Origin of the sequence: Candidatus Amarobacter glycogenicus (assembly GCF_016704105.1) — a bacterium.
GTDB lineage: Bacteria > Chloroflexota > Dehalococcoidia > Tepidiformales > Tepidiformaceae > Amarobacter > Amarobacter glycogenicus.
Genome location: NZ_JADJAT010000020.1, coordinates 383,985 through 407,273, shown reverse-complemented (window position 1 = coordinate 407,273; position 23,289 = coordinate 383,985). Strand labels below are relative to the sequence as shown.

General features: G+C 67.9%; 26 protein-coding genes. 13 read left to right on the top strand and 13 right to left on the bottom strand.

Annotation, left to right across the window (positions count from 1 at the left end):
* Window positions 1-19 precede the first annotated feature (19 nt).
* From IPG14_RS16370 to IPG14_RS16360, 3 genes are read right to left on the bottom strand one after another with little or no spacing between them, the layout of a single operon-like run.
* A complete protein-coding gene (locus IPG14_RS16370; RefSeq protein WP_343386989.1) occupies window positions 20-1,000 on the bottom strand; it encodes a glycosyltransferase family 4 protein in 981 nt (326 codons plus the stop codon).
* Window positions 1,000-2,064, bottom strand: a complete 1,065-nt coding sequence (locus IPG14_RS16365; RefSeq protein ID WP_343392535.1) for a glycosyltransferase family 4 protein — start codon at window positions 2,062-2,064, stop codon at window positions 1,000-1,002. Before IPG14_RS16365 ends, IPG14_RS16370 begins: the two co-directional genes overlap by 1 nt.
* Window positions 2,034-3,125, bottom strand: a complete 1,092-nt coding sequence (locus tag IPG14_RS16360; RefSeq protein WP_343392534.1) for a hypothetical protein — start codon at window positions 3,123-3,125, stop codon at window positions 2,034-2,036. Before IPG14_RS16360 ends, IPG14_RS16365 begins: the two co-directional genes overlap by 31 nt.
* 171 nt (window positions 3,126-3,296) lie before the next feature.
* Between IPG14_RS16360 and IPG14_RS16355 the strand changes: the two genes are divergently transcribed.
* The 6 genes from IPG14_RS16355 to IPG14_RS16330 all read left to right on the top strand — a co-directional run bounded on the left by IPG14_RS16355 (window position 3,297) and on the right by IPG14_RS16330 (window position 10,013).
* Window positions 3,297-4,607, top strand: a complete 1,311-nt coding sequence (locus IPG14_RS16355) for an O-antigen ligase family protein (protein WP_343392533.1) — start codon at window positions 3,297-3,299, stop codon at window positions 4,605-4,607.
* Between the two features lie 49 nt (window positions 4,608-4,656).
* Window positions 4,657-5,589 (top strand): 2-phospho-L-lactate transferase, encoded by a 933-nt coding sequence (gene cofD / locus IPG14_RS16350; protein WP_343392532.1) that lies wholly within the window; start codon window positions 4,657-4,659, stop codon window positions 5,587-5,589.
* Entirely contained in the window at window positions 5,586-6,242 is a 657-nt protein-coding gene (cofC, locus tag IPG14_RS16345; RefSeq protein WP_343392531.1) for a 2-phospho-L-lactate guanylyltransferase, read from the top strand. Before cofD ends, cofC begins: the two co-directional genes overlap by 4 nt.
* Complete coding sequence (locus IPG14_RS16340; protein ID WP_343392530.1) at window positions 6,239-7,372, top strand: ABC transporter substrate-binding protein; 1,134 nt, start codon at window positions 6,239-6,241, stop codon at window positions 7,370-7,372. Before cofC ends, IPG14_RS16340 begins: the two co-directional genes overlap by 4 nt.
* Before the next feature lie 58 nt (window positions 7,373-7,430).
* The gene (locus IPG14_RS16335; protein ID WP_343392529.1) at window positions 7,431-7,673 is read left to right on the top strand and encodes a hypothetical protein; all 243 of its coding nucleotides are present in this window, start codon (window positions 7,431-7,433) and stop codon (window positions 7,671-7,673) included.
* 489 nt (window positions 7,674-8,162) lie between these two features.
* The gene (locus IPG14_RS16330; protein ID WP_343392528.1) at window positions 8,163-10,013 is read left to right on the top strand and encodes an IPT/TIG domain-containing protein; all 1,851 of its coding nucleotides are present in this window, start codon (window positions 8,163-8,165) and stop codon (window positions 10,011-10,013) included.
* 56 nt (window positions 10,014-10,069) lie between these two features.
* On the opposite strand, the gene IPG14_RS16325 is transcribed toward IPG14_RS16330, so the two are convergent.
* The 3 genes from IPG14_RS16325 to IPG14_RS16315 all read right to left on the bottom strand — a co-directional run bounded on the left by IPG14_RS16325 (window position 10,070) and on the right by IPG14_RS16315 (window position 12,746).
* Window positions 10,070-11,197, bottom strand: a complete 1,128-nt coding sequence (locus IPG14_RS16325; RefSeq protein WP_343392527.1) for a DUF2851 family protein — start codon at window positions 11,195-11,197, stop codon at window positions 10,070-10,072.
* The gene (locus IPG14_RS16320) at window positions 11,194-11,421 is read right to left on the bottom strand and encodes a helix-turn-helix domain-containing protein (RefSeq protein ID WP_343386999.1); all 228 of its coding nucleotides are present in this window, start codon (window positions 11,419-11,421) and stop codon (window positions 11,194-11,196) included. The genes IPG14_RS16325 and IPG14_RS16320 overlap by 4 nt, the downstream gene beginning before the upstream one ends.
* A 77-nt stretch (window positions 11,422-11,498) precedes the next feature.
* A complete protein-coding gene (locus tag IPG14_RS16315; RefSeq protein ID WP_343392526.1) occupies window positions 11,499-12,746 on the bottom strand; it encodes a ribonuclease H-like domain-containing protein in 1,248 nt (415 codons plus the stop codon).
* 124 nt (window positions 12,747-12,870) lie between these two features.
* On the opposite strand from IPG14_RS16315, the gene IPG14_RS16310 reads away from it, so the two are divergent.
* A complete protein-coding gene (locus IPG14_RS16310; protein WP_343392525.1) occupies window positions 12,871-13,245 on the top strand; it encodes a hypothetical protein in 375 nt (124 codons plus the stop codon).
* 1 nt (window position 13,246) lies between these two features.
* Here IPG14_RS16310 and IPG14_RS16305 read toward each other — a convergent pair whose 3' ends face one another.
* Both IPG14_RS16305 and IPG14_RS16300 read right to left on the bottom strand, forming a co-directional pair.
* Window positions 13,247-14,011: an ABC transporter permease gene (locus IPG14_RS16305; protein ID WP_343389301.1), complete on the bottom strand. Its 765-nt coding sequence runs from the start codon at window positions 14,009-14,011 to the stop codon at window positions 13,247-13,249.
* The gene (locus tag IPG14_RS16300) at window positions 14,008-14,991 is read right to left on the bottom strand and encodes an ATP-binding cassette domain-containing protein (RefSeq protein WP_343392524.1); all 984 of its coding nucleotides are present in this window, start codon (window positions 14,989-14,991) and stop codon (window positions 14,008-14,010) included. Before IPG14_RS16300 ends, IPG14_RS16305 begins: the two co-directional genes overlap by 4 nt.
* A 382-nt stretch (window positions 14,992-15,373) precedes the next feature.
* Here IPG14_RS16300 and IPG14_RS16295 point away from each other — a divergent pair, with 382 nt between their 5' ends.
* From IPG14_RS16295 to IPG14_RS16285, 3 genes are all read left to right on the top strand, one after another.
* Complete coding sequence (locus IPG14_RS16295; protein WP_343387004.1) at window positions 15,374-15,547, top strand: hypothetical protein; 174 nt, start codon at window positions 15,374-15,376, stop codon at window positions 15,545-15,547.
* Window positions 15,548-15,675: 128 nt separating this feature from the next.
* The gene (locus IPG14_RS16290) at window positions 15,676-15,933 is read left to right on the top strand and encodes a DUF2283 domain-containing protein (RefSeq protein WP_343387005.1); all 258 of its coding nucleotides are present in this window, start codon (window positions 15,676-15,678) and stop codon (window positions 15,931-15,933) included.
* Window positions 15,934-16,108: 175 nt separating this feature from the next.
* Window positions 16,109-16,555 (top strand): MarR family transcriptional regulator, encoded by a 447-nt coding sequence (locus IPG14_RS16285; protein ID WP_343392523.1) that lies wholly within the window; start codon window positions 16,109-16,111, stop codon window positions 16,553-16,555.
* A gap of 75 nt (window positions 16,556-16,630) precedes the next feature.
* On the opposite strand, the gene IPG14_RS16280 is transcribed toward IPG14_RS16285, so the two are convergent.
* Window positions 16,631-17,113, bottom strand: a complete 483-nt coding sequence (locus tag IPG14_RS16280) for a hypothetical protein (protein WP_343392522.1) — start codon at window positions 17,111-17,113, stop codon at window positions 16,631-16,633.
* 165 nt (window positions 17,114-17,278) lie between these two features.
* Between IPG14_RS16280 and IPG14_RS16275 the strand changes: the two genes are divergently transcribed.
* Entirely contained in the window at window positions 17,279-18,217 is a 939-nt protein-coding gene (locus tag IPG14_RS16275) for an alpha/beta hydrolase (RefSeq protein ID WP_343387009.1), read from the top strand.
* Window positions 18,218-18,232: 15 nt separating this feature from the next.
* On the opposite strand, the gene IPG14_RS16270 is transcribed toward IPG14_RS16275, so the two are convergent.
* Window positions 18,233-18,763 carry an N-acetyltransferase family protein gene (locus IPG14_RS16270; protein ID WP_343392521.1) on the bottom strand — a complete coding sequence of 177 codons (531 nt, stop codon included), beginning with the start codon at window positions 18,761-18,763 and terminating at the stop codon, window positions 18,233-18,235.
* A gap of 97 nt (window positions 18,764-18,860) precedes the next feature.
* On the opposite strand from IPG14_RS16270, the gene IPG14_RS16265 reads away from it, so the two are divergent.
* Entirely contained in the window at window positions 18,861-19,760 is a 900-nt protein-coding gene (locus IPG14_RS16265) for a TVP38/TMEM64 family protein (protein ID WP_343392520.1), read from the top strand.
* A 67-nt stretch (window positions 19,761-19,827) separates the two neighbouring features.
* Here the strand turns inward: IPG14_RS16265 and IPG14_RS16260 are convergent, their stop codons facing one another.
* Complete coding sequence (locus tag IPG14_RS16260; protein WP_343392519.1) at window positions 19,828-20,637, bottom strand: alpha/beta hydrolase; 810 nt, start codon at window positions 20,635-20,637, stop codon at window positions 19,828-19,830.
* Window positions 20,638-20,716: 79 nt separating this feature from the next.
* Between IPG14_RS16260 and IPG14_RS16255 the strand changes: the two genes are divergently transcribed.
* Complete coding sequence (locus tag IPG14_RS16255; protein WP_343392518.1) at window positions 20,717-21,097, top strand: hypothetical protein; 381 nt, start codon at window positions 20,717-20,719, stop codon at window positions 21,095-21,097.
* Window positions 21,098-21,657: 560 nt separating this feature from the next.
* Here IPG14_RS16255 and IPG14_RS16250 read toward each other — a convergent pair.
* Window positions 21,658-22,707, bottom strand: coding sequence for a hypothetical protein (locus IPG14_RS16250; protein WP_343387014.1), 1,050 nt, complete (start codon window positions 22,705-22,707; stop codon window positions 21,658-21,660).
* Between the two features lie 64 nt (window positions 22,708-22,771).
* Window positions 22,772-23,206, bottom strand: coding sequence for a hypothetical protein (locus IPG14_RS16245; protein WP_343392517.1), 435 nt, complete (start codon window positions 23,204-23,206; stop codon window positions 22,772-22,774).
* Window positions 23,207-23,289: the final 83 nt, after the last annotated feature.

Sequence of the window (23,289 nt, the reverse complement as noted above, 5' to 3'; positions counted from 1 at the left end):
GGCAGGGGCGGCTATGCGGTCAACGCGAGAGACGGATGGCGAGGGCCTCGATGCGCCCGGCGATGGTGACGGCGTTGTGCTGGCGTTCGACCCAGGCGCGGCTTTCGGCGCCGATGCGGGCAGCCTCCGCGGGGTCTTCGAGGAGGCGGGTGACGGCGGCAGCGATGGCCTCGCCAGTGAGCGCCTGCACGAACGGCGGGGGCTCCTCGTAGGCCTCCGGGTAGGTGAACCAGGCGACGACAGGGCGGGCGCAGGCGAGCGACTCGAGTTCGACCATGCCGACGGCGCCCTGGTAAACCTGGCCGACGATGACGCGGTGGCGGGCCATAAGGGAGGGGAGCTTGGCCCGCGGCTGGTGCATGAGGAGGAGGACGTTGGGGAGGGACTCGGCTTCGGCAGTCCCGGAGCCGCCGGCGACGGCGGTGACGCGGGCCTCCGGACGGGCGCCGGCGAGGATGCGGCAGGCGGCAAGGATGTTGGACACGCCCTTGTTTTCCGCGAGGGCGCAGGCGACGAGGACATCCTCGGCATCCGGCGGCAGCGGGCACGGGTGGAACTGTTCGATGTCGATCGGGTTGGGGAGGAACTCGGCATCGGGACGGATGCGCATGAGCGCTTCGCGAAGGTCCGGGGTTGAGTAGTAGACGTGGCGGGCACGCTTCAGGGCGAGGCGGATGAGCGGGGCCCAGACGCGGCGGTCGACATCGCGGACGTCGTCTCCGTGGCAGTGGAGGACATAGGGCACTCGGGCGAGGAGGCCGACGATGCCGAGGTAGGCATAGTGGATATGGACGGCGTCGTAGTTGCCCCGGCGGAGGCGCCAGGCGAGCCGCATCCAGTCGACGAATCGGAGCGGGGAGACGGCGAGCTTGCCGAGCGGCGGGAGGCCGGCGCCGTGGAGCTTCGGGTAGAGCAGATCAACGTGGTGGCCGCGCTTGCGGAGGGCGACTGCCAGCTCGCTGGCGACGGAGGCGATGTCGTTGACCTGGACGAACCGCATCAGGCGGCCGCGACCGCTGCGGGGATCGGTTCCCCATCGACTATCGCGCGCGCGACGGCCTCCACCCGGTCGACGACGGGGTCGAGGCCGTGGTGGCGCGCGACCCAATCGCGGCCGCGGGCGCCGAGCAGATCGCGCATCTCGGGCTGGTCGACGAGGTTCTTGATCGCGCTGGCGACCTCGACTCCATCGACGGCGGTGACATAGGGCGGGACTTCGCTGTAGGCGTGGAGTTCGTTGAACCAGGTGATGACGGGGCGGCCGCAGGCCATGGCTTCGAGTTCGGCCATACCGGCGCTGCCGAGGCGGACCTGGCCGACGGCGACGCCGTGCTGATTGATGAGGCCGGGGAGCTTCCAGCGCGGCTGGTGGGCGACGACGGTGACGTTGGGGAGCGCCTGGAAGGCGGCGGTGTACTCGCCGCCGCCGATGGCGGTGATGCGGATATCGGGGCGTTCTTCGGCGAGCTGGCGGCAGGCGGCGAGCAAGCGGCCGGCGCCCTTCACCTCAGTGAGGCCGCAGCAGATCAGCACGCCCGGCCGTTCGCGCGCGGGGACGATTGGGCGGAAGTGGGTTGTGTCTATCGGGTTCGGGAGGAACTCACCGTCGTCACGGACGCGGGCGACGTAGGACTCCAGGTCGGGCGTGGAGTAGAAGACGTGGCGGGCGTCGCGCAGGGCTTTGCGGATAATCGGCCGGGTGACAGGGGTGGCGCCGCGGAGGTCCGTCCCGTGGCAGTGGAGGATGTAGGGGAAGCCGCCGAGCGAACCGATGTTGCCAAGGTAGGCGTAATGGATGTGGACGAGTTCGAAGTTGCCGGCGCGGATCCGGCGGATGAGGTCCATCCAATCGAGGGCGCGGACGGGAGCGGTGATCGGCTTAACCTGGGGGTGGAGGGACGCACCAACGAGGCGCGGATGGAAGAGCGTCACCTCGTGGCCGCGCGCGCGCAGGCCGGCCCCGATTTCGGAGGCGACGGAGGCGATGTCGTTGATCTCAGCGATGCGCATGGGCGAAGCCGGCAGGACCCGGCTCACTTGCTGGTGCGCGCCGGGCTCAGCCACTCAAGAGTGTAAATCGCAACGAGTCCAAAGACGATCGTGACGGCGAGAGCGACGGCGATGCGGCCGAGGAGGGAGCCGGCAAGGCCGCCGGAGAAGCTGTAGGAGGCATCGACGTGGCTCTCGGCACTCTGGACGGCGACCTGCGCGTTCGCGAGCCGGATGTAGGACTCTTCCTTCACCTGGCGGAGGCCGCGGGCGGTATCGAGGAGCCGCAACTGCTCGGCATTGAGCTGGGATTCGGCAATCGTGGTGGCGCTTTTCGAGAAGGAGGCAGTGGCGGCGGCGAGGGCCGCGCGCTTCAGGGTGAGGGCGGCCTGCGCATCGGCGGCGGCGACCGGCTGCCCGAGGAGGGAGGAGGCGGCTGCGGCGAGTGCGGCGGGAGAGGCACCGGCGGCCGCGGCGAGGGTCGCATCGACCTGCGCGAGTTCGACCTGGAGGCGGGCGAGTGCCTCGTTCGAAGCGGTGGACGGGGTGGAGTTGCCGCGGGTTTCGAGGTAGGCATCAACGGCGATGCTGGCGGGGACGGAGGCCTTCAGGGCGCTGTATGCCTTGAGGTACTCGGCCTGGTTATCCTCCGCGACCTTCGCGCGGCGCTCGAGGAACTTCTGACGGTAGAGGCCTTCCTCGTTTACGTATTCGGACTGGAACACATCGACGAAGGCCTGGCGGTACTTCTCGGCACTGGCCTTATCCGGATCGGTGATGGAGACGGTGAGGATGCCGCGGGAGATGCCGTCGGCGACGCTGATGGGGCTGAGGCTGATGGCGAAGCGGCCAAAATCGAAGTCCTGGTCGCCGATGGCGTCTTTCACCTTCTGGCGGAAACGATCGTCGCTGGTCATTTCCTGGGCCTCGAAGATGCGGAGGCCGCGATCCCCCCCGGCGACGAGGTCATGGACGGTGGTATCGAGTGTGAGGGAGGCGACGGCATTGGAATCGCCCGTGGCGCGGCCCACGAAGAGGGCGGCGAGGATGCCGAGGATGGCGAAGGGGATGAACAACCAGGCCCGTCGCCGGACCAGGTTGAGATCGCGTTCCAGTCCGCTGGTTCCGGGAGGCATCGGGCCGTATGGTATGGGCGTGGCCGAGGGTGGTCAATGCTTGTGAAACACGTCACGAGAGGGAGCCGGTGATCGAGTTCGGCGTCATCGTCTTCGTACAGCTCGCGCTCCTGGTCGCTGTTGTCATCCTGAAGGGAACCGAAACTCCTCATCCCGTGCGTTGTCCTGGGGTTGCCGTTCGAGTACGCATCGACGCAGGCACTGGACACGCTGGGCGAGAGCGGGACGGGCGGGATCATCCGCACCCTCCTGAACCCGGGGAAGGCCGCGATGATCGCCACGATTGTAGTCGCGGCGGTCCGCGCGCGGCACAACCCGCGGGCGCTGTTCCCGGATTCCGCCATCGTGCTGCCGCTGACCGCATTGCTACTGGTGGTGGTCATCGGGGTCGCGTGGTCTGACTCGGGACTGACGAACGCGGTGATGATCATGCCGATGTACGTGGCATTCGTATTCGTCGCGCCTTCGTTAATCGAGGACCGGCAGGACCTGGAACGGATCGTGATCGCGTTCCTGGTGGCCGCTTCAGTCCTCTCGGTGGTGGCGATCGCCCAGCGCGTCATCGGGGTGTTCCAGTGGCGGGCGATCCTGATCCAGTCGGACGACTACAGCTACCGTTCGAACGCGTTCTTCGCGGACCCGAACAACCTGGCGCGATTCCTGGCGATCTCGATGGCGCTGGCGGCGGGGATGATCCTGGTGACGGGGCCGCGACGGCTGACGGTGCACCTGGCCGCGCCGATGCTGGCCGTTTCGACGCTTGCGATCGTGGTGACTGCTTCGCGGTCGGGGTGGCTGGGGATGTTGCTGGCTTCGTTCCTCGTCGTGGTGATGGCGCCGATCCGCCCGTACACGAAGTTGCGGTTGACGTCCGTGGCCTTCGGTGGGCTGGGATTCGTCCTGATCCTCCTATTCATGCAGGGCGGCACCAACGCGGAGCGAGTGAAGTCGCTCGGCGCGGGAGTGGAGCTCGTCGGCCAGCGCGAATTCCTGATCAAGGGCGGCTGGGAGATGTGGAAGGACAACCCACTCTTCGGGGTCGGCTCGGGAAACTACCAGCACACGCTGGTCACGAGCTACCTGTGGACACTCCCGTGGTGGGCACAGACGACCCTTTCGCATACATCGCTGATCAGCGTGCTGGCGGAGCTCGGGATCGTGGGCGTTTCGATCATCGGGCTGTTCGTGGCGCGGATCGTGGTGGCGTGCAAGTCGGCCTACCGGCTGTCGACGGGGCGCTATTCACGGCTGATGGCGGTGTGGTGCGCCGCCGCGATGATCGAGATCCTGTTCCAGAGCCAGTCCGAAGGGCGGCTGCTGGAGGAGCCATTCCTGTACCTGATCCTGGCGATCGTGGTCTCGCTCGAGCTTGGGGCGGGCACGCGCGGTGTGGACCCGGTAGTCGAGCCCGAGGCTGCCGTGGCCGCCCCTGGCGAGGACGCGCTCCCGCCGAACCGGGCGGCTTCGCCCGCCGTGCCGTGAGGTGTCCTTCGGCCGCGCACGCACCCGGGAAGCCGGGTAGGATCGGGCGGTGATAACGGTTCTGGCCGGAGGGGTTGGCGCATCCCGCTTCCTCCAGGGACTCCAGCAGGTCGTCGACCCCGCCGCGATCAGCGTGATTTCGAACACGGGCGACGACGTGGAGATGTTCGGGCTGCACATCTCGCCGGATACGGACATCGTCCTCTACGCGCTCGCCGGGGCGGTGAACCCGGAGACGGGATGGGGGCTCACGGGGGACACGTTCGCGGTTGTCGACCAGTTGCAGCGGTTCGGCTACGAGCGCTGGTTCAACCTCGGCGACCGGGACCTGGCGATGGCTATCCACCGGACACGGTTGTTGCGGACAGGTGTGCCGATGCACGAGGTGGTTGCCGGACTGGCGCGGGACTGGGGGCTGACCTGCACGGTGCTGCCGATGACGAACGAACCGGTGCAGACGATGATCACCGGCCCGGATGGAGAGCTCGCCTTCCAGGAGTACATGGTGAAGCTCCGGACGGAGCTGGATGTCCGCTCGATCCGGTTCGCGGGCATCGAAGCAGCGAAGCCGGGGCCGGGGGTTATCGAGTCGCTGGCGGACGCCGAGATGGTCATCCTCGCGCCGAGCAACCCGTTCGTCAGCATCGGCCCGATCCTGGGAGTCCCGGGGGTGCGCGCGGCCCTCGAGACGACGAAGGCGGTGCGCGTGGCAATCAGCCCGATCATCGCGGGGCAGGTGGTAAAGGGGCCGGCGGCGAAGATGATGACGACGCTGGGTTACGAGGTCTCGGCGCTCGGCGTGGCGAAGATCTATGACGGGCTGGTCGACCTGTTCGTGCTGGACCAGCAGGACCGGGACCTGGCGCCGAAAGTTGAGGCGTTGGGCATGCGGACGCTGGTGACGGACACGATGATGACGAGCATGGAGCGCAAAGCGGAGCTGGCGCGCGAGGTTGTGGCGGCGGCGCGAGGCGCCCGGTGAACCGGGTCCCGGTACTCATCCCGGTGAACCGGCTGAGCAAGGCGAAGGGCCGGCTGGCCGGGCTGCTTACGCCCGAGGAACGGAAGACGCTCGCGTTGATCACGCTGGAGTCGGTGTTGCACGCGGCCGGACCGGGCGCCATCGTCCTGACACCGGACGGCGAGGTGGCCCTGCGCGTGCGGGGGCGGGCGCGGGTGCTGGATGAAGACCCGCAGAGACAGGGGTTAAACGCACAGCTGGAGGCCGCGGTCGCGGCGCTGGTGGCGGACGGGACGGCACGGGAAGCGCTCCTGGTGCTCCACGCGGACCTGCCACTTGCAAGCGCGGAAGCGCTGGAGACGCTGGTCGACGAGGGATCGGCGAACACGGCGGTGCTCGTGGAAAGCCTGGACGGCGGGACCAACGCGATGCTCCTGCGGCCGCCGGGACGGTTCCCGCTGTCCTACGGGCCGGGGTCGTTCGCCCTGCACCGGGATGCGGCGAAGGCGGCGGGGATGGCGGTGGTGATGAACACCAACCGCGAGCTGCGGCTGGACCTGGACACGCCGAACGACCTGCGGGAGTTGCTGCGGGCGCCGCGAGGCCGCCAGGGCGCCGCGGGCGTTTATCTGCTTTCCATCGGGATCGAAGCCCGGCTCGAGCCGCTCGCATGAGACGGGCCGCGGGCCTGCTCCTCCTGGCAACGGCGATCGCCGGTCTTTCGGCGTGCGGCCAGGCGGAGGAGCCGGTGCCGGAGCGGCCTTCACCGACAGCCGGCGCCAGCGGCAGCCGCGCCGCCGGGGCGCGGACCGTGGTCGACATGACGGGGCGGAGCATCCAGGTGGGGGAGACGGTGCGGACGGTTGCGGCATTGAGCCCGGCGGCGGCGGACTTTGCCGTAGCCCTGGGACTGCAGGTTGTGGGGCGACCGACGGATACGCCCGAAGCCTCAGCGCCGGGAGCGAAGGCGACGGGGCCGACGATTTCGCCGGACTTCAACGCCATCGCAGCCCTGGCTCCGGACCTGGTGCTGGCAGACGCGGCCTTTCATGCCGGGCGGACACGCGACTTCGACCGGTTCACGTACCCGGTGTTCGTGCTGAAGGCGAACAGCTACACGGAGGTGCTGGCGGCCCTGACGGCGCTCGGAGGGGCGACCGGGAGGGATGAGGCGGCGGCGGCCGCCCGCGAGGCCCTATCCAGGCGCGTGGAGCGGGTTGTCGCGGCGGCCCGGGTGAAGGCGGCGGGGAAGCCGGCCCCGAAGGTCCTCATCGTGACTGGTGGCGGGCGCGACATCTTCGCGGGCGGTGCGGGGAGCTACCTGGGCGACCTGGTGCGGCTCCTCGGCGGAGTGAACGTACTCGCCGCGGCAGCGGAGGGCGGGCCGGTGGCCGGATTCGGCGTAGTCGATGTGGCGCAGGCGGCCGGGCTCAACCCGGAGGTGGTGCTGGCGCTTTCGTCGGGACAGGGAGGGCTGGCCAGCCAGGTGACTGCAGAACCCGGCCTGGGCGAACTCGGCAGCGGTGAAGGCGGGGCGGGTGTTCGAAGTGGACACGGTCCTGTACCTGCGTGCGCCGGGCCCGCGGGTGGCCGAAGCGCTGGAGGGGTTGCTGCCGCTCCTCTGGCCGGACTGACGGGCAGCCCGCGAAGTGCGGCGGTCTCGGACAGCCAGGATTGGGCGGACGGAGCGACGATGGCCGGACGGGGGCGCGCTCATGGGGCTGGGGGAAGGATGGCCGGGTTTCTCATGCCACATAAATTACTGGCCAGAACCTTGACGAAACGGGTAGAGTGGCTCCGCTAGCACACCGGGAACAAACCGGGCGGTCCGGTCGTCGTGGTTCCCAGGGGAGGATGTCAAGGTGCGGATAACGACTGATAACCGGCGGAAGCCGGGACGACTGGCGGCGTTGCTGATGGTGACGTTGCTGGCGGCGATGGTGGCCATCGGGTACCGGGTGCAGACGGCTGAGGCCATCGGCTGCACTTTCAAGTTCGCACGCGGACGGCGCCGAGGGCGCCGACTACACTTCGACGGAAGGGGACGGCGGGCTTTCCTGGATCGTGGTTCTCAAGACCTGATGCGCTGCGAGCGGCGGGGCTGACGAACGGGTTAACCCCGGCTCGGCGACCATGGGGACTCCTTCGACATCCATCCCGTGACGTTCCGTTTACGGCGCTGGAGACGAGGTCACTCCCATCGTCCCTTGAACCATGAGACTTGTCGCCGAGGGCTCCCAGACATTTCAGTCACGACCTTCGCTCCGGCGCGGCGACTGTCCGGGATCGCCGACGTTCCACGTCCTTGACGATCCTCGACGACGACGGGCCGCCGACGTACTCGTTTAGTCAAGTTCGAGTTTCGGTCGGCGAGGCCGCCGGGAGCGCTCAACGGTCACGGTCAACCGGTCGGGAGATATCCGGGCACCCTGTTCACCGGTCAGTACTCGACCAGCGGTGGAAGCGCCGCAGGCGGCGGCGACGACTACAGCGCCCCTACCACGCTCAGCTTCACCCGACGGACGCGAAACTGCGTGGACATTCATCGACCAGATCGCCAACGAACTGACCAAGAGCCATCCCGCTCGTTCAACGTGATCCTCAGCGATGCTTCGAACGGCGGTTCGGTCGGCCCCGCATCTACGGTTACGATCGCCGACAACGACGGGCCGGGGACGGTGCATTTCTCGTCCACGACGTACACGGCGAATGAAACCGGAGGAACGGCATCGTTCGCGGTCACGCGCATCAACGGGAGTGCCGGCACTCGCTCTGCGACGTGTTCGACGGTTGACCTTGCCTCGGCGACGCCGGGCCTGGACTACACGGCGACGCCCGTCACGAGCTCCCTGAACTGGGCGGACGGCGACACGTCGACGCAGTACTGCCAGGTTGCGATCCTCCCCGACGGCGTCCCCGAGGGGCTCGAGACGTTCGGGTTGAGTCTGACGGGGGATGTCTCATCGCCGACATCGGCTACCGTCACCATCATTGACGACGACGGGACCGGCACGCTCCAGTTCTCGGCGACGACCTACACAGGCGCGGAGAGCGGCGGCGCGATCACGGTGGTGGTGACGCGGACCGGCGGGACTTCGGGCACGGTGACCGTCGACATCTCGACGAGTTCTTCCGGCAGCACCGCCGGCGCCGACGTGGATTATGTAGCTGATTCGGGCCTGCTGACGTTCGTCAACGGGGACAGCAGCGAGACCTGGACGATCATGCCGATCGACGACGCGATCGTGGAGGGGACCGAACACTTCCACGTCGTCCTGAGCAACCCCTCGGGAGGGGCGGTGCTGGGCTCGCCGTCCACGGCGCAGGTCAACATCACGGACAACGAATCGCCGCTGCCTTCGATCACCGACATCACGCCGGCATCAGGCACGATCCTCGGCGGGACGGTGGTGACGATTTACGGGGTGAACTTCACGGGGGCGACTTCGGTGACGTTCGGCGGCTACGCCTGCACCTCGCTGATCGTGCTGACGGCGAACACGATTACGTGCGTGACCCCCGCTCACGTGGCCGGGACCGTGGACGTCGTGGTGACCACGCCTGCCGGTTCCAACAGCACCACGGGGACGGCGAACGACTACACCTATACGGGCGGACCGACGATCACCTCCCTGAGCCCGGACACGGGCCTGGCAAACGGGACCACGGTGGTGACCATCACCGGGACCGGCTTCACCGCCAGCGGCACGGTGGTACGCTTCGACGGCATCGTCGCGATCCATTCGTTCGTGGATTCGGAGATGCTGGTGGCGGTGGCGCCGGCGCACAGCGCGGGCGTCGTCGACGTGAGCGTGACGACACCGGGCGGGACGAGCCCCAACACGATCGCCGATGACTTCACCTACACGGGCGCTTCGGTCCCCGTGGTCACGCTGCTCTCGCCGGCGAGCGGGCCGATTGGGACGACCGTGACGATCGCCGGCTCGGGCCTGACCGGGGCGACGCTGGTGACGTTCGGCGGGGTCGCCGCGACGTTCACCGTAAATAGCGACGCACAGATCACGGCGAGCGTGCCTTCGGCCACGCCGATCGGGACGGTGGACGTGCGGGTGTCTACCCCATCGGGCACAAGCGCGAACACGGCGGCGGACAACTTCAACAACACTTCATCGGCGACGACGGTGACCTACACGCTGTTCTTCCGGTTCACGCTGATCGTGTGGACGGGGCAGAACAACATCGGGGCGCTGGCGGCGCTGAAAGGCCTGGAGAACCCGGACAACCCGAACACGAACAACGTCCTCGCCTTCATCGGCGCGATCTGGCGATTCGACGCGGCGACGCAGACGTTCAAGGCCTACTTCCCCGGCTCGGACGGGGTGCCCGGAGCGAACGACTTTACGACGCTGCAGAGCGGGGTCGGGTACTTCATCGCGCTCTTGAACCCGGGCACCGTGACCTGGACGACGCTGGGCGCACAGTAGCGAACTCCCCTTGCGCCGCCTGTCCCCTGGGTCCCGGGGCGGGCGGTGCGGCCGTTTCAGGCCGGGGAGACCGGACAGCGGCCACACATGCCGCGGCTGCAGTAGTCGGCATGCAGGAGCAGCCCGCCCTGCAGCCGCGCGGCGCTGGTGAACGGCCGGGACGAGCCAGCCGCCAGCCAGCCTTCGAGGCGTCTCAGGCGGCCGTACGTCCCGGGCGAGGCGAGCCGGACGAGGAGCGCTTCGCAGCCTGCCTCCGGCCATGAACCCGAGGCGAGGGCGACAGGCAGGACGGCGTTCACGAGACATTCCAGTGCGAGCGCCCGGCCCACGCCGGGAACCTGCAGCGACCGGGGAGTGGCCTCGACGCCCAGGGTCAGCGGGAATCCGGGGGCGGCGCCTTCGGGCCACAACTTCGCAAGCAGGGCGCCGGCCGCTTCCAGCCGGCGCGCGGGGGAGGCCATCGGCCGCAGCCCGGCCCGGATCAGCCCGAACTCCGGCGCGCCGCCCTCCAGGCAGACGGTGAAGGCGAGCGGGCGAGACTGGGCGCCGGCGACGGCTTCCAGCAGGTGCGCGAGCGGCACAGCGCGGGCGAGGGCGGCGAAGGCAGCGCGGTTGGCAGTCCCGCCGAAGGTCTCGAGGAGCAACCCGTAGAGCGCCTGACCGGGGCCGAAGGCCGCGACCGCCGGGGCAGTCCGCGCGGCCTTGATCCGCAGGCGCCGCAGGCCGAGCCGGTCCAGCGCGGCACCGGGGAGGTAACCCGAGCGGCAGGCGAGGGCGCAGGGCGGCGTGAATGGCGGTGGGAACCCCGGCGGCTGCGCGGGAAACACGAGGACGGGGATCAGGCGCCCGGACTGGTGGTGTGTCAGCGGCGCGGTGAGGTCGTTGGCGGCGACGGCATGGAGGACGACCCCGGCGTAGGCAGGGTCCTTTTCGTGGCCGTGCACCCGCCAGCCGCTGGCGCGCAGGTGGATCTCGACATCGCCGCGGAGGAGGTCTCCGCCGGCATCAAGGATGGCGCCCCGGAAATCCGGCCCCGGGCCCGGCCCCGGCACCCCGGGAAAGACCACGCGCAAGACCCGCCCGTCCTCGAGGCGCAGGGGGCCGGCCAGCCCGGCGGCCCAACGACCCGCGAGGGCAGCCTCGGAGGCCGGCGCCGGTGCGCCCGCGCGGGCAGCCGCCGTCATTCTTCATCGCCGCCGGAGGCGTCGTAGGGGCTCTTCCGTTCGGCCAGGAGCGAAAGCATCTTCGCGCTCGCGCCTCGGGGGAGGTAGCGGCCCGTCTCCCACTCCGAGACCGTTTGCTGGCGGACACCCAGCTCATCGGCCATGTCCGACTGGGTGAGGCCGAGTTCCGAGCGCAGGGCCGCGATCCGCTCCGCCGTCCATGCCTCTCGCCGCCTGCGCGCCATCGTGATGGCATTCTACACGGTAACGTGTAGTGCCGTCGCCGGCGGTGACTAAGCGGGGGCTGTACCGGGCGAAGGCCTCAGCGATGCTTTTCGAGCTTGCCACGGAGGCGGGCGAGGCGGTGTTCGAGAGCCTCGATCGAGAGTTCGCCGCCGTCCGGGCCGGGCCGGACCAGCCCGCGCCGGGCGAGGGTGAGGGCTTCATCGGTGAGGACGTAGGCACGCGGGTGGTCGCCGAGGCGGTGCTCAGCCAGCTTGGCCAGTTCGACGTAGGGGAGGACACGGCGGCCCCGGGGCTCATCGATGAGGGACTGCCAGTGAGCGGCGGCCGCTTCCCATTCGCCGGTGCGGGTGTGGCAGCGGGCAGCGCGCTCGAGCGACTCGAGGCGTTCGGCACGGCCAGGGACGGTCGAGAGAGCCGTCTCGTAGTGGCGGGCCGCAGCGGCGTGCTCTCCGGCATATTCGGCGGCGCGGGCCGCCTGGAGAGGATGACTTGCGCCGTCATCGCAGACCGCGGCGAGATGGGCGGCGAGGGCGACGAGCGAGAGGATGTCCCAGGCGTTGTGGCGGAGCACGGGGCGAATGTGGGTCGGGTCGCCGCTGCGCTGGAAGCGGAAGTACCGCTCCGGGACCTCTGCGGATGGACAGTCATCCTCACGTTCGAATCCGAGCAGTTCGCGTTCGACCATGGGCAGGCGGTGGGATTCGATGACGCCTTTGAAGAGCCGCCGGTTGGGATGGAGCAGGTCCAGGTGGGGGAGCGCGCGGAGGGTGGGCCGCTGGCGCGAGAGGATGTAGCGGGATTCGAGCGCGGGGACATCGAACGACTTGCCGTTGTAACTCACCAGGGCGCGCGCGCCGGCGAGCTCACGCGAGATGCCGCCGAGGAGGCCGTTTTCGTACTGGGGGCCGGGAAGGAGGAACTGGCGGAGGTGAAGCGCGGCACCTTCGAAGCGGGCGGCCCCGGCAAGGAAGACCATCGTCCCGGCCCCGCCGAGGCCGGTGGTCTCGGTATCGACATAGAGGAAGTCGCGGGGTTCTGTTTCGCCGAGGCGGGGGTCGCGGACCTGGCCGGCGAGCCGCGCGGGATCGATCGCGAGGGCACGGTGGAGAGGGATGCGACCATGACAGTGGCCCGCTTCGTAGACGCTTTCGACGACATAGCCAGGGCCGTCGCCGGATTCGAACCAGCGGCCACCAAGGGTTGAGAGGTCGAGAAGCTCGGTGACGCTCTCGCGGCGCAGCGCGGGCTCGGCGCGCAACGGCTGGTTGAGGGCGGCGCGGAGCCGGTCACGCGGGGCGGGGGCGCGGGCCGGAGAAGCGAACATTTGTGCGAACTGTAGGGGGAGAAGAGGAAAGAGGAAAGAGGAAAGAGGAAAGAGGAAAGAGGAACTTTGATCACCGGTGCGGCGTCTGGGCGTTGTGTGCCGATGGCTTGCCGTTGGGTTGAGCGTGGCGGTGGCGGTCGCGCTGGCGGGGTGTGGCCCGGGGCCGGAACCAGAGCCCGGGGACGGTCGCGGCTCCGCTGCGGTGATTCGCGAAGCGACACCACCACCGCCGTTGAGCACCGGGGAGAGCCCTGCGCCGGCGGGGGTGGGGGCCGCCCTCCGGGCAGACCTGGCCGCACGCCGAGGAGTCGACCCGGCGGCAATCTCCAGCGTCGAGTTCGCCGAACAGACCTGGCCGAATGGCTGCCTGGGGCTGCAGCAGGCGGGCGAAGTGTGCAGCCAGGCGATGGTGCCCGGCTGGCTGGCGACGCTGACGACCGCGGATGGGCGGCAGTTTCGCTACCGGGGCACGGGCGAGCGATTCGTCCCTGAGCCCTGACTCAGCGGGAACGGCCGCGAAGGGCCAGCCCCGTGAGGGTGAAGGTGAGCGCCGCGATGCCCGCGATCGCGGCTGCACCCTTCGCCAGTGCGGCGGGTTCCCATCCGGCAGTGATGAGCGAGCGCTGGCCTTCGATCAGGTAGGTAACCGGATTCGCCCGCGCGATCACTTCGAGCCAGGTGGCGAAGACTTCGATCGGCGCGAAAGTGGGCGCCAGGAAGAGCAGCGGGAAGAAGATGAGGAATCCCGCCTGGGCGGCCTGGGGGCTGCCAGTCTTGAGGGCGATGGCGACGCCGATGCCGGAGTAGGCGAGGGCGAAGGCAGCGGTCCCGACGAGGAGGACGAGCATCCCCACGGGGCCTGTTTCGAACCCGGAACCGACGGCGAGGGCCATGGCGATAATCAGGATGGAGAGGCCAAATGCCTTGACGGCATCGGCGAGCATGCGGCCGAGGACGATGGCGAAGCGGGGAGTCGAAGTGAGCATGAGCTTTTCGAAGTAGCCGGACTGGATGTCCTGGGTGAGTGCCAGGCCGGCGCCGCCGGCGATGCCGGCTGCGCCCTGGAGCAGGGCGACGGGCAGCTGGAAGCCCTTGTAGTCATCGACGCCGAAGGCTTCGCGCGCAACTCCGCCAACTGCGCCGACGGTGACGGCGTAGAAGAAGAGCGGGATGAAGGCGTTTCCGAGGTCGTTCGCGGGCTGTCGGCGCGCTTCGCGGAGGGCACGGGCCATCAGGAGCCAGGTGGTGGTGATGAAGCGGGTCACGCCGCACCTCCGGCGACGGCCGCCACTTCGACACGCTTGTCGACTTCGAGGTGGTGGCCGGTTGCGCGCAGGAAGACATCGTCGAGGGTGGCCTGGGCGAGCCGGAGTTCGCTGACGGTGAGCCCGGCATCGTTGAGGGCGAGGACGATGCCGGCGACGGCCGAGGCTCCGTTGCGGAGGTAGGCGACGACCTCCCTCCCGGCGAGTGCGGTGGAGTCGATCCCGGGGAGCTGGCGGATGCGAGAGTCGGCCCGTTGGGCGTCATCGTCGCTGGCGAACAAGACGGTGATGGCGTCGGTGCCGATAGATGACTTCAGTTCGGCGGGCGACCCCTTCGCGACGATCCTGCCGCGATCCATGATGGCGATGTCGTGGCAGAGGCGGTCGGCTTCCTCCAGGTACTGGGTGGTAAGGAAGAAGGTGACGCCGTCGCGGTTAAGCTCCTCGACGTAGCGCCAGACCTGGTCGCGCGTGACGGGGTCGAGGCCGGTGGTTGGTTCATCGAGAAAGATGATTCGGGGCTCATGGACGAGGGCGCAGGCGAGGTCCAGTCGCCGTTTCATGCCGCCGGAGTAGCCCTTCACGGGGCGGTCGGCGGCATCGGTGAGGCTGACGATTTCAAGAAGGTGGTCGACGCGGCGGCGGGTCTCGCCAGACGAGATGCCGAAGAGGCGGGACTGGAGGGAGAGTTGCTCGCGGCCGGTCTGGAGGTCATCCAGGCCGACTTCCTGGAGGGCGACGCCGACGAGCTTGCGGACGCGGTCGGGGTCGGCGAGGACATCGATGCCGCCGACGCGGGCGGTGCCGGCGGTCGGCCTCAGGAGGGTGGTGAGCATGCGGACGGTGGTGGTCTTCCCGGAGCCGTTCTGGCCGAGGAAGCCGAAGACCTGTCCCTCGGGGATGTCGAGGTCGATGCCATCGACGGCGCGGATATCGGGCGAGAAGTGCTTGACGAGACCGTTTGCGGCAACGGCGGACATGGACGCTCCAGGGCGCGAAGAGGCGCGGGGAAGAGAGTATGGGGGCATGGGCGGGCCTGGCGACAGGCAGCGGGGAGGTGCGGACGCGGGACTGCTGTCAGCATCGTGTCAGTAAAACCGCAATTTCGCGCGGTGGGCGAAGAGCCATTGCCCGGGAGTGGGGGATAGGCGGATGATGGGCGCAATTGGAAACTGATGTGGGAATGGCGGCGTGGCGGGGTGTGGCGGCACAGCGTCCCGCGCATTTCCGCAAGCCGATCACGTGGGCGGAATTGGCTGCCAAAGGGTGAGTTGCGCGGCCCAAGGTGAGCGATTTCACGGCAACGTTACAAGATCCGGGATAACCTTTAGAGCAGATGTGCGTTTTACGTACCATCATGAGTTGATCAACTTGCGTATCATCCCGCGCATGGCAACACCCGGGCAGGGGGACGTCATTGGCAAGAAGCCAGTTATCCGTCCATATGCACGGGCCAGAATGGCGGAACGCAACGTCTCGCAAGAGGCAGTTGAATGGGTGCTGGAAGCATTACTCGATCCGACGCCCAGCCAGTAAGAAGGGATCTCTAGCCGAGATTCTCGAAGGCGACTACCAAGGGCGCGTCTTGAAACTCTGGGTGAAGAGGGATTCCAACCCGCCGTTTATCAAGACAGTGGCCTGGAAAGACGAGTAAGGGGCGACCTGTGGCAAATCCAAGCGACAGTATTCAGTACGACTCCGAGGCCGACGTGCTCTACGTTCGGCTTGCGCCCGGCGGAGCCGTGGCTCGGACGGTGGAACTCGACGTTGCTCGCCTCATCGACTATTCAGCGGATGGCGCCGTCGTGGGGCTAGAGTTCTTGGATGCCAGCGACGGAATCGATCTCACTGACGTTACTTTTGCCCACCGCGCGGAGCAACTGATCGGGGAGTCTGGATTAGACCTTCCCGTGTTCGCCTGATCCGCGGTCGCGTTTAGCACGCCTTTCCTCTTGCCACTTGGGCTCTTCCGCATCTACTCCTGCCTGGGGACGCGAAGCAAGCGTCCGTCAGCATCGTGTCAGTAAAACCGCAATTTCGCGCGATGGGCGAAGCGCCATTGCCCGGGAGTGGGGGATGGGCGGATGATGGGCGCAATTGGAAACTGACGTGGGAATGGCGGCGTGGCGGACGTTCCTGACCGCCCATGCGCGGGTAACCGCCCTGCTCGAAGACGAGCTGCAACGCGAGCGGGAGCTCCCGCTGACGTGGTACGACGTGTTGCTCCACCTCCGGGAGGCTCCGGAGCGGCGATTGAGGATGACGGAGCTGGCTGCGGCAGTGCTCCTGAGCAAGAGCGGGCTGACACGGCTGGTGGACCGGATGTACGCGGCCGGGCTGGTGAACCGATCGCCGGACGGCGATGACCGGCGGGGGAGGTGGGTGATGCTGACACCGCAAGGGAAGAAGCGCCTGCGGGAAGCGGGGCCGGTACACGTCAGGGGCATCAACCGGCACTTCATCGATTACCTCACGCCTGAAGCGGCGCAGGGGATGACTGAAGCACTGGCGAGGATCGTGGAGGCAGCGGAGAGCGAGCGGTAGCGTCTGCGCGAGGGCCGGGCCGGGCTGCTCGCGTGCCCATCGCGGGCAGCTTCGTTGAGGACACCGGGCGCGCGCTCAGTCGCGGGCGTAACCGGCTTCGCGGAGGCGGCGCCAGACTTCGCCGCTGGCGGAGTAGCGCTCCATGAGGAAGGGATAGACCTGCCGGATGTTGAAGAGGACTTCCATGCAGAGCTGCGAGAGGTAGCGGTCGAGGACGGCCGGTTGTTCATCCGGTTCGACGAGGTCGAGGAGGAGGCCGGCTTCGTAGCCTCCGGCGGCCGCCGGCATGCCGGCGACGGGCATGGTCACGAGGCCCTTCTCTTCGAGGCCGGCGATGGCGGCGCGAAGGCGGCTTCGAAACCCGGGGATGACGCGGACGCCGTCTTCGGCCAGGTAGGCAGCCGCGTCGCCCGTCTCCTGCATGGCGGCAATGACGGCGGTGACGTGGTCGACGCGGAAGGTGTCGCTGCCGGCAGCCTTCGAAGGCGGAAGCCCGACCGAGAGCACGCCGAGGAGTGTTACTTCGAGCAGATCGAGGTCTTCCGGGTTGTACACCATCGGTTCGCTGATCCTCCCGGCCGGGCGTGCCCCAGCGCTTCTTCCAAGCTTGAGAGAGCGGCAGTGCTGTCGCAACCGGCGAAGGGCGGCGGGGTCTCCAGGCCGGAAGCGGCGAGAACCGGGATCGGCCACAATAGCCGCCAACCTGGCGAGGGAGGCCGCGACTTGGCCGACATTCGACATCACACGATCGAGACAAACGGGATCAGGATGCACGTGGCGGAGGCGGGAAGTGGGCCGGCGGTAGTGTTCTGCCACGGCTGGCCGGAGCTCTGGTATTCGTGGCGGCACCAGGTGCATGCGCTGGCGGACGCGGGATTCCGGGCGATCGCCCCGGATATGCGCGGGTACGGTGGGACCGATGCGCCTGCGGACCCGGCGGAGTACACGATGAAGACGCTCTGCGCCGACATGGCGGGACTGCTGGATGCGCTGGGGATCGAGCAGGCCGCCTTCGTCGGGCACGACTGGGGCGGCGCGGTCATCTGGCAAATGGGTTTGCGCTACCCGGAGCGGGTGACGGCGCTCGTGGGGCTGAACACGCCGTATGGGCCACCTTCGAACGCGCGCCCGACCGAGTCGCTCCGGGACTTCCACGGACAAACCGACCGGACGTTCTACATGCGCTACTTCCTCGCGCCCGGCGTCGCGGAAGCGGAGCTCGAAGCCGACGTGGCGACGACCTTCAAGAAGATCTTCCTCCCCTACACGCGGGCGGCGGACTTCACGACGTTCATGACGGTGGGCGGGGACGGGAGCGGCGTTGTTGCGAGGATCACGAACACGGACACGTTCCTCACCGATGAAGAGCTGGCGGAGTACGTGAAGGAGTACTCGCGGACGGGGTTCCGCGGCGGGTTGAACTGGTACCGGGCAGCGGACAGGAACGCGGATGAGGCGGGCGCACCAAAGGGGCCGCAGCTGAACATCAGGTCGATGATGGTGACCGCCGGGAAGGACACGATCCTGAAGCCGGAGATGGCGGCGGCGATGCCGATGCTCATCCCCGGGATCCGGATGGAGCACATCGAGGATTGCGCGCACTGGACACAACAGGAGCGGCCGGCAGAGGTCAACGCACTGTTGCTGGACTTCCTGGGGTAGGGCGCTCGTCCCGGCTCACCAGGTGGGTTTGCCGGGGGAGGGCTCGCCGAGGTCAACCTGCATGTAGGTGGTGTTGAGCCACTGGCCGAACTTGTAGCCGGCATTCTTCATCTCGCCCATCACTTCGAAGCCGTATTTCGCGTGGAGGCGGATGCTGGCGGTGTTGGTTGAGGTGATGGAGGCGATGACGAGGCGGACACCGAGCTCCCGCAGGAGGGCAAGGAGGGCGCCGAGGAGCAGGTCGCCGACACCCTGGCCGCGGAACCGTTCATCGATGTAGATGGTGTCTTCGCGGGTGAAGCGCCAGCCGGTCTTCTGGCTGACGAGGGTGACGTAGGCGAAGCCGACGACCTCTCCCAGGTGTTCGGCAACGAGGACGGGGTTCATCGCATCGTGGTGGGAGAACCATTCACGGCGCTGGTCCAGGGTCCATGGTTCGGTGTCCCAGGTGGCGGTGCCGTGGAGGACTTCGGGGCCATGGATGCGGTTGATGGCTTCGAGATCGGCCCCAGTTGCGGGCCGGACGCTGAGTTCGAGTTGGGCCATGGGCGCACTTTGACTGAGACCGGTTTCGGGCGTGTTACAGCGGCCGCGGAGGGAATCCTTCCGGGGAAGGAAGCGCGGCCGTAGCATTGGGCTTCGCATGCGAGAAAAAGTCATCATGGTGGCCGCCCTGGCGGCGGGGCTGGCGGCGGGCGCGGGCACCTACGCCCTGTTTCATTCGAAGTCGGTCGCCGGGGGACTGGCGGTGATCACCGCCTACCTCGTCTGGGGAGAACTGGGCGACCTCTTCCGGTCGGGCGCGGTGGAAGCGCCGCGTGCCGGGGGAGCGGTGGAACAGCCGCTGCTGGCGAACCCGAAGGTACGGCGGCGGTTGATCAGCCTGCTGGCGCTGGCTGGGGCGACAGTGCTCATCCTGCTCGAGTTCGTGACAGGCGACCTGGACGTGGAGGACGTGCGCGAATGGATCCGCGACCTCGGCGCGTGGGGGCCGATCCTGCTGATCACGGTGCTGGCGGTGGCGATGGTGATCGCGCCGATCCCGAACCCGCCGTTCATGATCGCGGCGGGGATCGCGTGGGGTACGGTGCTCGGGGTGGTGTACTCGGTGATCGGCCAGCTCATCGGTTCGATGATCATTTTCTGGGTTTCGCGGAAATTCGGGCGGCGGTTCATCCCGAGGCTGATCGGGCATGAGGGCGCGGACCGGGTAGACCGCCTGGCGCTGCAGATGGGGCCGCAGCTGGTTTTCTGGTGGCGGATGATGCCGATCTCGTTCGACTTCGCAGCGTATGCGGCGGGGCTGACGAAGATGGGGTTCAAGCAGTTCATCACGCTGGTAGCGCTCGGCTCGATCGTCCCGACGACGGTTGTCGTGGGTTTCGGGGACTCGTTCGGAAAGAGCCTGGGGGCGTTGCTGGTGACCGGTGGACTGATCGTGCTGGCGATGGGCGTGCTCGGTTTCATGTTCTACCGGCAGTTCAAAGACGAGATAGGGCCCCCGCGCGAGGCACTGCGGAAGCTGCTAGGCGGGGAAGAGTAGGGCCTCGGTCAAGTGCCGGGAGCCGGGCTTGCCACGGATGGTGCGAGGTTTCGGCCCGGCGGGCGGATCAATCGAGGGAAGCGAGCCAGGCGATGAGCAGGCTGTTGAATTCGCCGGGGCGCTCCTGGTGAAGCCAGTGGCCGGTGCCTTCCCAGCCGATTGCCTTCGACTTCGGGTGCTGGAACTGGGCGCGCTCCCAGGCGGCCATGCTTGCGGGGTCGTTCCTGCCGGCGCGGAAGGCGAGGGCCGGGGCGGCGACGCGGCGAAGGTACGTCTCCGAGCGGGGTTTTTCGCCGAACTGATCCGGGGGAAGGATGAGGCCCTCGAGCGCGGCTGCCATGACTTCTTGATCGAAGGCGGCGATGCGGCGGGCATGGAGCGGAGGGAGGTGGGCAGGGGTCGCGGGGCCGTAGAAGGCGGCACTGGCGAACTGGAGGGCCACGTCGTGGCCGCCGGGGCCGCGGAAGGCCTGGGTCATCTGGGGGAGGGTGACGGCGGTTTCACTTTCGAAGCCGTAGGCGGAATCGACCGGGACGACGGCCCGGACGACCTCCGGGTGTTCGACGGCGAGGGCGACGACAGTGGCTCCGCCCATGGAATGCCCGATGGCGACGACGGGGCCGCATCCAAGCTGGCCGATGAGGCCGGCAAGGTCGGCAGCGTACTGGCGGGGGGTGTAGCCGCCTGCGGGGACGGAAGAGCGGCCGTGGCCACGGAGGTCGGGCGTGATGCAGCGGTAACCGGCGGCCTTGAGTGCCGGGATCTGCCAGGCCCAGTCGGAGCCATCGCAGCTCCAGCCGTGGACCATGAGGACCGGGCTGCCTTCGCCCTCGTCGGTGTAGAACATCCGGGCGTCGTTCACCTGGGCGAAGGGCATGGCGGGGACTCCAGTGGTTGGTGAGGGGACTGTACGCCGGGGACGGCGGAATTTACAGGCGCGGGGTATACTCGCGGCCATGACACAACCTGGCATCGCCGACCTCATGGACCAGTGGAAACTGATGAGCGACCAGTTCTTGAAGAGCTGGGGCGAGAGCTACGAAGCCTATTCGGGCTCGGAGCAGGGACAGACGCTCGCCGGCGAGATGGAAAAGAACTACGTCGCGGCGCGGGCGACGATGGCGAAGGCGGCCCGCGACGCATATGGACCTATCGTCGAGGCGGTGGGAGCGGTCCCGCTGACGGAGTTCCAGCGACTGGCGGACCAGGTGCACACGGTCCTTTTGCGGCTGGACAAGATTGACGATGCGCTGGCGGCTTTGCTCGGTGCGCAGGCGCCAGCGCCGGTGCGGGCTCCCGCCGCCGCCGCGAAGAAGAAGGCTGTCAAGAAGAAGTAGGTGTTGCCCGGAGGCTGGCGCCGCGTCATCCCGGGTGTGCGCGAGATGGCGAGAGTCTGCCGGGGAAGTTGCGGGTCTGCGCGGCACGCGAGGCATGACTGCCTCGCCTCGGGGTTGTTGTTGCTCCGGGGTTGGTCGGCGTGATCCTTGAGCCATGGGAGAGGTCTGCCGGGGATGTTCCGGGCCTGCGCGGCACGCGAGGCATGACTGCCTCGCCTCGGGGGTTGTGGCTCCGGGGTTGGTTGGCGTGGATCGTTGAGCATTGGAAGGGTCTGCCGGGGAAGTTCCGGTCTGCGCGGCACGCGAGGCATGACTGCCTCGCCTCGGGTGGTTGCTTCGGCGTTGGTCGGCCTGATCCTTGAGCGACGGGAGAGGTTTGCCGGGGATGTTCCGGGTCTGCGCGGCACGCGAGGCATGACTGCCTCGCCTCGGGGGGTCGTTGCTTCGGGGTTGGTTGGCGTGATCCTTGAGCCATGGGAGAGGTCTGCCGGGGATGTTCCGGGTCTGCGCGGCACGCGAGGCATGACTGCCTCGCCTCGGGGGCTGTCGTTGCTTCGGGGTTAGTCGTCGTGGTCCTTGAGCCACTGGAGGAGCGCGGGCCAGACCTGTTGCTGGGCGCGGCGGCCGGCGATGACGGAGATGTGGCCGCCTTCGAGCTCGAGGAACTGCTTGTCGGTGCTGCCGACGGAGTCGATGAGGGCACGGGCGCTGCCGGGCGGGACGATGTCATCACGCGAGGCGCCGACGGCGAGGATCGGCATGGTGATGTCGCGGAGGTTCACGGTTTCGCCGAGGACGCGGAATTTGCCCTGGAAGAGCTCGTTGCCCTGGTAGAAGTGGCGGACCCAGCCGCGGAAGAACTGCTTGGGCAGGGGGAGCCATTCGCTGGCCCAGCGGTTCATGGCCTTGTAGCCAACGAGCCAGCCTGGGTTGGAGACGTTCTGGAGGAGGGACTGCGCCTGGGAGACGTCTCCCATGGGGTTCAGCATTTTGAAGCCGGAGCGGATGAACTCGGCAGGCATCATGTCGAAGGTTTCGAGGATGGCATCGACATCGAACTTGTCGTCATCGGTCATGCGGGGGAATTCGCCGATGGTGAAGTCGATCGGGCCGACCATGCCGAGGAAGTTCTTGACGGGCAGTCCCGGCTGGGCGGCGATAGCGGAGGTAGTCATGGGGACGCCCATGCAGTATCCGAAGGCGGTCACGCCTTCCGCGCCGGAGTGGCGCACGGCCTGGCGTATAAGCGACGGGATCATGTCGCCGATGACGTCGTCCATGCCCATGTCGCGGTCCTCGGGACCGAAGATGCCCCAGTCGCAGAGGTAGAAGGGGATGCCCTGCTCGTAAAGGAACTCAGCGAACGACTCGCCGGGGCGAAGGTCGAAAATGTAGGGGCGGCTGATGCCGAGGTAAGGGAAGAGGACGAGGGGTGTCTTGAAGCGGCCCCCGTCTTTGGGGGGGTAGTAATAGAGCTTTGCCTTGCCACGGAAGCCAACGACGGTGCGGCGGGAGAGGGCAACCGGCGCAGGAGCGCCGAAGGCATCGCGGAGGCCCTGGGCAAGCTTGAGGAGTTCCTGGTCGGATTCGAAAGCCGGCGCCTGGGTCATCAGCGGGATACCTCCGGGTTTGGCGGGGAGTGTAGCACCGGAAGCGGGCAGAGCGGGGGTTCGTTCAGGCGGCACGTTCCCAGACGGCGGGCCAACGGTCGCTGCCTTTGATCGCCTCGATTATCGCGCCGCGTTCGAGTTCGGCGGCGGTCGCGAGGGCGACATCCAGGTCGCGCCGAGCTTCGGAGGTCAGGCGAGCCTTGAGTGGCGCGAGGGCATCGCGCTCGATCAAGCCGCGGACGGTCTGGGGCCAAACGAAGAAGGCGAAACCTTCGGGCGCGCCGAAGCTGCCGCGATGCTTGCCCAGCCAGACGTACCGCTCCTGGATGTTCGCGACCGGCTCGACCATGTCGGCGAACTGGCGCTCCTGGTCGTTACTGCGCGTGTCGACGAGGAGCCGTTCGGGGAAGAGGGTGAAACCGATAGTGATGAGGTCGGCCGTATTGAGGAGCTTGTTGAGCGCCTCGATGTCGATGTCGATGCCGTTCTCGTTCCGCATGGCGGTGCTCCTTCCCTGGGAGATTGCAACGAGGGGGCAGGCCGCGCGGCCTGCCCCCTCGGAGTTGTCGTTACGCCGATCGG

Coding starts and splice junctions, on each gene's coding strand:
- IPG14_RS16370 (WP_343386989.1), bottom strand. CDS start 1,000: ATGCGGTTCGTCCAGGTCAACGACATCGCCTCCGTCGCCAGCGAGCTG.
- IPG14_RS16360 (WP_343392534.1), bottom strand. CDS start 3,125: ATGCCTCCCGGAACCAGCGGACTGGAACGCGATCTCAACCTGGTCCGG.
- IPG14_RS16340 (WP_343392530.1), top strand. CDS start 6,239: ATGAGACGGGCCGCGGGCCTGCTCCTCCTGGCAACGGCGATCGCCGGT.
- IPG14_RS16325 (WP_343392527.1), bottom strand. CDS start 11,197: ATGACGGCGGCTGCCCGCGCGGGCGCACCGGCGCCGGCCTCCGAGGCT.
- IPG14_RS16320 (WP_343386999.1), bottom strand. CDS start 11,421: ATGGCGCGCAGGCGGCGAGAGGCATGGACGGCGGAGCGGATCGCGGCC.
- IPG14_RS16315 (WP_343392526.1), bottom strand. CDS start 12,746: ATGTTCGCTTCTCCGGCCCGCGCCCCCGCCCCGCGTGACCGGCTCCGC.
- IPG14_RS16300 (WP_343392524.1), bottom strand. CDS start 14,991: ATGTCCGCCGTTGCCGCAAACGGTCTCGTCAAGCACTTCTCGCCCGAT.
- IPG14_RS16280 (WP_343392522.1), bottom strand. CDS start 17,113: ATGGTGTACAACCCGGAAGACCTCGATCTGCTCGAAGTAACACTCCTC.
- IPG14_RS16270 (WP_343392521.1), bottom strand. CDS start 18,763: ATGGCCCAACTCGAACTCAGCGTCCGGCCCGCAACTGGGGCCGATCTC.
- IPG14_RS16265 (WP_343392520.1), top strand. CDS start 18,861: ATGCGAGAAAAAGTCATCATGGTGGCCGCCCTGGCGGCGGGGCTGGCG.
- IPG14_RS16260 (WP_343392519.1), bottom strand. CDS start 20,637: ATGCCCTTCGCCCAGGTGAACGACGCCCGGATGTTCTACACCGACGAG.
- IPG14_RS16255 (WP_343392518.1), top strand. CDS start 20,717: ATGACACAACCTGGCATCGCCGACCTCATGGACCAGTGGAAACTGATG.
- IPG14_RS16250 (WP_343387014.1), bottom strand. CDS start 22,707: ATGACCCAGGCGCCGGCTTTCGAATCCGACCAGGAACTCCTCAAGCTT.
- IPG14_RS16245 (WP_343392517.1), bottom strand. CDS start 23,206: ATGCGGAACGAGAACGGCATCGACATCGACATCGAGGCGCTCAACAAG.